Genomic DNA, 7,869 nt, shown 5'->3' on the forward strand with positions numbered 1-7,869 from the left:
CCCGGCCGGCACATTGCCGGCCGGGCCGACGTCGACCATGCCGTCTCGAGGCGGTCAGATCTGGACGCCCGGGCGGTGTTGGGGGCCGCGTGGGCCGTAGTCGATGTCTCGCTGTAGGCGCCCGCCACACCGTTGATGGCGCTCCACGCCCCGACGCCGTGCGTCACGACGAGTCCCGAGATCCCGTTCATCCGCGCGTACCCCCCACGGCAATGGCCCGCTCGGCCGCTTCGCGCAGTACCCGGGCGCTCTCCTCCAGGGCCCCTCGCTCCTCGGACGTCATGGTGGGCTCGTGCATCTGCTGGACGCCGCCCGATCCGAGAACGCTGGACAGGGAGAGCGTGACCTCGTGGGCGGAGGAGTACGCGGCCACCGGCAGCACCGCGCGTTCGTTGCGCAGGACCGCCTCGACGAGCCGGGCGGAGACGGCGCCGATGCCGTACTGGCTCGCGCCGGTGCCCTCGATGATGGTGATGTTGGCGTACCGGATGTCGTTCTCGACCTCTTCGCGTATGTCCTCGACCGACCGGCCGTCCTGGGCGAGCAGTTCGGCGACGGGGATGCCGCCGACACCCGCCGAGGACCACAACAGCACCTCGGAGGTGCCGTGTTCGCCCACCACAAGGGCCTGGACGTCACGGGGTCGCACCCGCAGGCGGTCGGCGAGCTGCACACGGAACCGGAGACTGTCGATGAGGGTGCCGGTCGAGAACACCCGGTCGTGCCCGGCGAGATGACGGGTGAGGTCGGCCAGCGGGTCCGGTGGGTCGGTGACCACCATCAGCACCGCCTCCGGCGCGACCGCGACCACCTGGGGGACGACGTCGGCGAAGACCCTGGCATTGGTATCCAGCAACCGCAGGCGCCCCTGGGGCTCGGACCGGTCGGTGGCGCCGCCGGCCTTCTCGTTGACCCCCGCGGTGACGGCGACGACGGCGGCCCCGGCCAGGTCACCGTAGCCGCCGGAGCGTACGTCGACCGTGGGGGACAGCGGAGCGGCGTAGCGCAGGTCGGCGGCCACGCCGTCGGCGCGGGCGGTGTCGCGGTCGATCAGCACGATCTCCCGGCAGGTTCCCCCGCGTTCGACCAGGGACAGCGCCGTGGCCGATCCGACCGCGCCGGCCCCCACGATGGCGGCCTTCATGCCCGACCCTCAGCGGGTGCGGCGGACGAGGGAGTCAACTCCCTTGCGGCCACGATGGCTTCGCTGGTGTATACGAGGAAGGTCAGTGTCTCCTGGAAGTACAGCCGGATGCTGGTGTCGTCGTGCGACAGGTAACCGATGGACAGGTCCTGGCCGAGGCGCAGCTCGAAGTCCCCGCCCCGTGTCGACAGCAGGAAGGCCCCCTCGATGGCGGGCGCCCAGACGATGTCGCCGTCCAGCACCCGGGCGATGTGTTTGATGATCGGGTAGCCGTAGTCGGACGTCTCGCTGACAGCGGTGTACGCCGTGGCGCTCAGCGCCAGTGCGTACGGGCCGCCGACACCGGCGAGCCGCAGCGCGGTCAGGGCCTTGCTGACGATGTCCGGGTACTGGCGCGCCTCGGCTGGCAGGGTCAGGGCGGGGTTGGACGAACTCTCCCGCAGACCGGCGATGTCCGCGGACGGGTAGCCCTCGAACACGGCGCGGTCCTCGGCGAAGGCGATCTGCCGGGCCGCGTCCTTGACCGGCTGCCAGTCCGCGTCCTTGGCGCCGCGCGCGACGTCGTCGACCTGCTGCTGGTCCACGGTGAACGGCACCCGCAGCTCGACGAGCGGCTGGAACCGGCGTACCCGCGCCTCGACCCCTTCGGCCGGCGCCGCCACGGTCCGCAGGTGCCCGGTCCCCACACCGGCCAGCTCCGGGCCGCACGGCTCGGGCACGTCGACGATGCGGCGGGCCGCGACGTGCCGCTTGAACGTACGCCGCGCCTCCTCCTCCAGATCGGCCCACGCGGCGGCGGAGATGGGTGCCAGTTCACGATGCAGATTGTCCATCGCGGATGCTCGCCTCCTGTCACATCCTCAGATCGCCGATCCCCAGCGAGCCGTCCACGGCCGGCGGCCGGAGCGCCGCCGGCACGGGCTCGGCCTCCTCGACACCTCCGCCCTCCTCGCCCTCCTCGCCCTCTTCACCCTCGCGCGCGGTCGGCGCATCGGGGAGGTCGTCGAGGAAGTCACTGGTGGGCACGGAGAACAACGACCCGGTCACCGCCGTGGAGAAGTCCAGGATCCGGTCGTGGGCGGCCGGAGGGTCGCCCAGGAACATGCGCTCCAGCATCCGCTCGATCACGGCCGGAGTACGGGCGTAACCGATGAAGTACGTACCGAACTCGCCCTGCCCCACGGTCCCGAAGGGCATGTTGTCGCGCAGGATCTCGTGCTTCGTCCCGTCCGGGTCCTCGATGGTGGTCAGTGCCACGTGCGAGTCGGCCGGCTTGACCGCGTCGTCCAGTTCGACGTCGGACAGCTTCCTGCGCCCGATCACCATCTCCTGCGCCTCCACCGGCAGGGCGTTCCACGCCTCCAGATCGTGCACGTACTTCTGCACGATCACGTAGCTGCCCCCGGCGAACTCCGGGTCCTCGTCGCCGATCAGGACCGCCGCGTTCGCCGCCCGGCCCGTCGGGTTCTCCGTGCCGTCCACGAAACCGAGCAGGTCACGCACGTCGAAGTACTTGAACCCATGCACCTCGTCACGCACGGTGACGACGTCGCGGATCCGTTCCATGATCTCGGCGGCCAGCGCGAAGCAGAGGTCCGGGCGGGCCGCGCGAATGTGGAACAGCAGGTCGCCGGGGGTCGAGACCGCCCGGTGCCGGGCTCCGGCCAGCTCGCGGAAACGATGGAGCTCCGCCGGACGCGGGCCCGCGAACAGGCGGTCCCACGCCTCCGCGCCGATGCCCACGACCACGCTCAGCTTCCCGTCCGGCGTCGCCCGGAAACCGACCGCCCGCTGGAGCCCGTTCAGTTCGGACAGCATGTCCCGTACGACAGGCTCGCCGCCCCGGTCGATGGTCACGACGAGGAAGATCGCCGCACCCGTCAGCGGGGACAGCACCGGCTGGGGCTCCGGGTCCTGGGAGTGTGCGCACATGCAGCGCGCCCCTTCCTGACGGTCACGGGCGGGCACCTGTTCACCGTATGGCGCAAGCCCGGTACCCGCCACCGCGCCCTCGGCGGGCCGCCGGCCGCATCCGTACAGCGTCGAGGCGAGCCTCTCCAGGGGGCGTCCGACGACCGGTTTGACTTGCCGCGCGCTCGTGGGAGTCTGGAGAAACGGCAGCCGGCGGGGCGGACGGCCAGGTGAGGACCAGTGGGCGTTCCCTCTGTGAGAAGACATGCGATGAACGACACAGCCGACTTCACGCGGTGGCTCACGAGTCACACCGACGAGCTGAACCGTCTGGGGTTCTTCGCCCGCGCCGTCGCGAACGACCCCCACTGGCCCGCGGCGGCCACCGTCGAGACGTACCGGGAGTACCTGGAGCGCCGCGGGGCCGCTCCGGAGGTGATCGACACCCTGCGCCACGCCTGGAACGAGTTCCAGCGCCAGCCTCACTCCCACTGAGAGCACGGGCGTGCGCTCCTCAGACGTGCGCCACGGGTTCCGGGCGCTCGTGCTCGCAGGTGTCGTCGATGCCGTAGGTGTCCCAGGCGGGAAACGGGTCGACGGGCGGCAGGCCTTCACCGTCGGCCATGAGGCAGTCGCCCAGCGCCGCGTGCAGCGCGTCCGCGCGCAGATGCGTGCCGATGAAGACCAGTTCCTGGCCTTCCGGGCTGTCGGTGTCGCGGGCGGCGGACGGCTCGAAGCGCGCGACGGAGCCGGCCTGTGACCACAGGCCCGTCACCTGCCGGCGCCCGGCCAGCGTGAAGAACCCCTTGGAGCGCAGAACCTCGCCGAACGCGCCGCTGTCGAGCTCCTTGGTCACGAACGTCGACGAGGTCGAGTTTGTTGAGCACGATGACGTCCGCGAACTCGACCTGGTGCATCAGCAGGTCGCTGACGGTGCGTTCGTCGTCCTCGTACTGGTCCAGGCCTCGCTCGACGAGTTCGTCGCCGCTGGTCAGCTCGGGCAGGAAGCCGGCGGCGTCGACGACCGTGACCATGGTGTCCAGGCGGGCGATCTCCGCCAGGGTGGCGCCGTCGTCGCGGGCGAAGGCGAACGTCGCCGCCACGGGCATGGGTTCGGAGATGCCGGACGACTCGATGAGCAGGTAGTCGAAGTGGCCCTCGCGGGCCAGCCGGTCGACCTCCTGAAGCAGGTCGTCGCGCAGGGTGCAGCAGATGCAGCCGTTGGTCATCTCGACCAGGCGTTCCTCGGTGCGCGACAAGGCTGCCTCGCCGCCGCGCACCAGGGCAGCGTCGATGTTGACCTCGCTCATGTCGTTGACGATGACCGCGACGCGCAGCCCCTCGCGGTTGCCCAGGACATGGTTGAGGAGGGTTGTCTTGCCCGCGCCGAGGAATCCGGACAGGACGGTGACGCGGAGTCAGTCGGAAGGCATGGACGATCAGCCCTCGGGGCGCAGCAGCCCGCGCTCGTAGGCCTTCACCAGCCGCTGGGGCACGAGGTGTGCGACGCCGTCGACGGTGATCGGGACGAGCGCCGGCGTGGCCGCCTTCCACTGGGCGCGGCGGTGGCGGGTGTTGCTGCGGGACATCTTCCGCTTGGGAACGGCCATGGAGTCCTCCTGGTTCGGTGGTCACCTTTGGTGAGCAGCCAGGAGGCTACATGAAAACGAATCTCATTACTATTTCGCTGTGCGGTGCGATGCCCCAGGCCGGCGCCCTCGGGAGGCCGCCGGCCGCTTGAGGTCTGCCGCTGCGTCAGTGGTCGTCCCAGTGCCCCTCATGGGCGGCGTGGCGATGGCCGTCGTGCACATAGTCGACGTGGTCCTCGTGGGGTACGGCCATATGCCCGCAGCCCTCGCCGTGCTGGTGGTCGTGGTGGGCGTGGGTGGTGTGGCCGGCGGTCACGCACTCGTCGACGTGGCCGTCGTGGGCCTTGTGGAGGTGTCCGTCGTGCACGTAGTCGACGTGGTCGCCGTGCGGGAAGGCGACGTGTCCGCAGCCCTCGCCGTGGGTGTGGGTGTGGCTGTCATGGGTGCGGTGTTCGGCGACGGTGCTCATGGGCTGCTCCTGGGGGTGCCGTTCGGCGGCCGGTGGGTGGTGCTGTCGCGGGCCGTGCGTCGTGAGTCGTGAAGTCAATATAGAGAGGTTCGTTCATATATGAGCGGAATGTCACGGCGGCTGGGGTGTGCGGTCGGCCCGGTCGAGGGGTCGCGGCAGCTGTTGCCAGGTCGGCGCCCCGGTGCCTTGTTGCTGCTATCGTGCACTTGCAAGTCATGCGCAATAACTCGAAGGATGATGTTGGACATGGCGGTCTACACGCTCCCGGAGCTCCCGTACGACTACTCGGCGCTCGCCCCGGTCATCAGCCCCGAGATCATCGAGCTGCACCACGACAAGCACCACGCGGCCTACGTCAAGGGCGCCAACGACACGCTGGAGCAGTTGGCCGAGGCGCGGGACAAGGAGTCGTGGGGCTCGGTCAACGGTCTGGAGAAGAACCTGGCCTTCCACCTCTCCGGGCACATCCTGCACAGCATCTACTGGCACAACATGACCGGCGACGGTGGCGGTGAGCCGCTGGAGAAGGACGGCGTGGGGGAGCTGGTCGGCGCCATCGCCGAGTCGTTCGGCTCCTTCGCCGGCTTCAAGGCGCAGCTGTCCAAGGCCGCGGCCACCACCCAGGGTTCGGGCTGGGGTGTGCTGGCGTACGAGCCGCTGAGTGGCCGGCTGATCGTGGAGCAGGTCTACGACCACCAGGGCAACGTCGGACAGGGCTCCACCCCGATCCTCGTCTTCGACGCCTGGGAGCACGCCTTCTACCTGCAGTACAAGAACCAGAAGGTGGACTTCATCGAGGCGATGTGGCAGGTCGTCAACTGGCAGGACGTGGCCAGGCGCTACACGGCCGCCAAGGAGCGTGGCGACAGCCTGCTGCTCGCGCCGTGACGACCCCCGTGACGACGTAGTCCCGCGGATGTCCTGCTTGTGATCGTCTTCTCACCCCTCACCGGCAGGCGCACAGCGAAGTGCTCCCCCAGGCCTGCTGCCCGGGGGAGCGCTTCCGCGTCCCCTCAACCGGGTGCAGTAGTTCCGCCGCCACCGCTCAGCCTGCGCGGAATCGTGCGACGAGCAGCCGCTCACCAGGCCGACGGCAATGACTGCGGTCACCGCCCGCGTAACACTTCGTGTGATCCTGTGGCCGCGCTGCGGATCGCGCCGCATGGACGGTCCCTCCCCTGAAGCAACCGCCACAGAGCACGGAACACGGTGCTGTCAACGGGACTCGGAGAGCAGCGCGTTGAGTTCCGGGAAGGTTATGCCGCCGGACAGGGAGTCGTAGCCACCGGTGTCGAACAGCTCCCGCGCGGCGCGGCGGGCCGCAGCGTACGCCGCCTGCGCCACGCCCGGGCCGAGGCTGACGCGGGCCACGCCGAGGGCGCCCAGCTCGGCGACGCTCGGAGCGCCGGGGCCGGCCATGACGTTCAACGGTACGGAGATGCCCTCGGCCAGCGCCGCGATCGTGGCGGTGTCGGTGACGCCGGGAACGAAGACGCCGTCCGCGCCGGCGTCCACGTACCGGCGCGCCCGGGCCAGGGTCTCCTCCAGTCGGGTGTCCGGGTCCCCGAGCCCCAACAGGTACGTGTCGACACGGGCGTTGAGGAAGAGCTCCACGCCCGCGCGGTCGGCGGTCCGCCGGGCGACGGCAAGCCGCGTCGCGAGTTCGTCCGGGGCTCGGGTGCCGTCCTCGATGTTGACGCCGACAGCACCCGCCGCGAGCACCCCGGTGATGGTCTCGGCGACCTCGGCCGCGTCCTGCCCGTACCCGCCCTCGATGTCGGCGGTGACCGGAACCGCGACCGCGGCGGCGACACGGGAAATCAACCCCAGCGCTTGATCGCGGGCGAGGACGTCACCGTCCGGCGAGCCCAGCGACCAGGCGACGCCCGCACTCGTGGTGGCGATCGCGGAGGCCCCCGCGGACTCGATGACCCGGGCACTCGCGACGTCCCAGGCATTGGCGAGCGCGAGCGGCGTGCCGGGCGTGTGCAGAGAACGGAAGTGCTGGGCTTTGGCCGACTGCGTGGTGGTCATGCACGGAGTCAAACACGTCGGCCGGTCGTTCTCCGGCAGGAAACCGACACCGACGTCGACGCCTACGCCCCTTCTCCGGCCTACGCCGCTCCTCCGGCCCCACCCGCTTCTTGTGCTGCCCGACGCCGCGAATCTCCCGAACAGCCAGAGCGTCAGCAGGGGTTTGTGCGGGGCTCGGCGGTTGCCCATCCGCGCCTGCCGCAGTCCGGACAGGGCACTCAGCAGCTCAACGCGGGTCAGGCAATCCTGACCGCGAGGCCGATTGGCAGTTGGGTACCGTCGGGGCATGACGACCGACTCGGCCGAAGAGATATCCGTATGCGCTGGACAGGGGCGGCCGGGGCAGCGGTTCGGCAACCTCCTTGCCTGGTTGACCACGCCCGTTCTGGTGGTGGTCCCGGCGATGCTCGTGAGGGCCGGTCTGGTCGGTGACGGGCTGTGCCTGCTGGGGATGTTCTCGCTCCTGCTCGGTTCCTTGGCGGTGTACGGCGTCAATCTGGGCTGGCACGCACGACTGCACGCGGACGGCCTGCTCTCCGCGCGCACGCTCACCGGCCGGCGTACGGTCGATCTCACCCGGCTCAAGAAAGTCGGCCGCCTGGAGATCGCCGGACGCGGTACTGCCGCTGACCGGTGATCTTGCGCGCAAGCCCCGTCCCTTCAGGGCGGGGTTAGCGCATCCTCGAAGCGCGCCCGGCCGTCAGACCGGGCGTTTCTGCTGT

General features: G+C 70.1%; 9 protein-coding genes and 1 pseudogene. 3 read left to right on the forward strand and 7 right to left on the reverse strand.

Annotated features, from left to right (window positions below; genetic code table 11):
- Positions 1–187: 187 nt before the first annotated feature.
- From ABZ818_RS41930 to ABZ818_RS41940, 3 genes are read right to left on the reverse strand one after another with little or no spacing between them, the layout of a single operon-like run.
- Positions 188–1,144 carry a hypothetical protein gene (locus ABZ818_RS41930; protein ID WP_361427360.1) on the reverse strand — a complete coding sequence of 319 codons (957 nt, stop codon included), beginning with the start codon at positions 1,142–1,144 and terminating at the stop codon, positions 188–190.
- The gene (locus ABZ818_RS41935; RefSeq protein ID WP_361427363.1) at positions 1,141–1,977 is read right to left on the reverse strand and encodes a family 1 encapsulin nanocompartment shell protein; all 837 of its coding nucleotides are present in this window, start codon (positions 1,975–1,977) and stop codon (positions 1,141–1,143) included. The genes ABZ818_RS41930 and ABZ818_RS41935 overlap by 4 nt, the downstream gene beginning before the upstream one ends.
- A gap of 19 nt (positions 1,978–1,996) precedes the next feature.
- Positions 1,997–3,076, reverse strand: a complete 1,080-nt coding sequence (locus ABZ818_RS41940; protein ID WP_361427366.1) for a Dyp-type peroxidase — start codon at positions 3,074–3,076, stop codon at positions 1,997–1,999.
- A gap of 249 nt (positions 3,077–3,325) precedes the next feature.
- On the opposite strand from ABZ818_RS41940, the gene ABZ818_RS41945 reads away from it, so the two are divergent.
- Positions 3,326–3,550, forward strand: a complete 225-nt coding sequence (locus tag ABZ818_RS41945; protein WP_361427369.1) for a YozE family protein — start codon at positions 3,326–3,328, stop codon at positions 3,548–3,550.
- Between the two features lie 19 nt (positions 3,551–3,569).
- Here ABZ818_RS41945 and ABZ818_RS41950 read toward each other — a convergent pair.
- From ABZ818_RS41950 to ABZ818_RS41960, 3 genes and pseudogenes are all read right to left on the reverse strand, one after another.
- A pseudogene (locus ABZ818_RS41950) lies at positions 3,570–4,458 on the reverse strand (GTP-binding protein).
- Positions 4,459–4,494: 36 nt separating this feature from the next.
- Positions 4,495–4,665, reverse strand: a complete 171-nt coding sequence (gene rpmF / locus ABZ818_RS41955; RefSeq protein WP_141367375.1) for a 50S ribosomal protein L32 — start codon at positions 4,663–4,665, stop codon at positions 4,495–4,497.
- 145 nt (positions 4,666–4,810) lie between these two features.
- Positions 4,811–5,113, reverse strand: coding sequence for a hypothetical protein (locus ABZ818_RS41960; protein ID WP_361427372.1), 303 nt, complete (start codon positions 5,111–5,113; stop codon positions 4,811–4,813).
- A gap of 246 nt (positions 5,114–5,359) precedes the next feature.
- Here ABZ818_RS41960 and ABZ818_RS41965 point away from each other — a divergent pair, with 246 nt between their 5' ends.
- A complete protein-coding gene (locus ABZ818_RS41965) occupies positions 5,360–6,001 on the forward strand; it encodes a superoxide dismutase (protein ID WP_361427375.1) in 642 nt (213 codons plus the stop codon).
- 327 nt (positions 6,002–6,328) lie between these two features.
- Here the strand turns inward: ABZ818_RS41965 and ABZ818_RS41970 are convergent, their stop codons facing one another.
- Complete coding sequence (locus tag ABZ818_RS41970) at positions 6,329–7,147, reverse strand: isocitrate lyase/phosphoenolpyruvate mutase family protein (protein ID WP_361427378.1); 819 nt, start codon at positions 7,145–7,147, stop codon at positions 6,329–6,331.
- Positions 7,148–7,433: 286 nt separating this feature from the next.
- On the opposite strand from ABZ818_RS41970, the gene ABZ818_RS41975 reads away from it, so the two are divergent.
- Complete coding sequence (locus ABZ818_RS41975; RefSeq protein ID WP_361427381.1) at positions 7,434–7,784, forward strand: hypothetical protein; 351 nt, start codon at positions 7,434–7,436, stop codon at positions 7,782–7,784.
- The last annotated feature ends 85 nt before the right edge of the window (positions 7,785–7,869 follow it).

This window comes from Streptomyces sp. NPDC047453 (genome assembly GCF_040643155.1).
GTDB lineage: Bacteria > Actinomycetota > Actinomycetes > Streptomycetales > Streptomycetaceae > Streptomyces.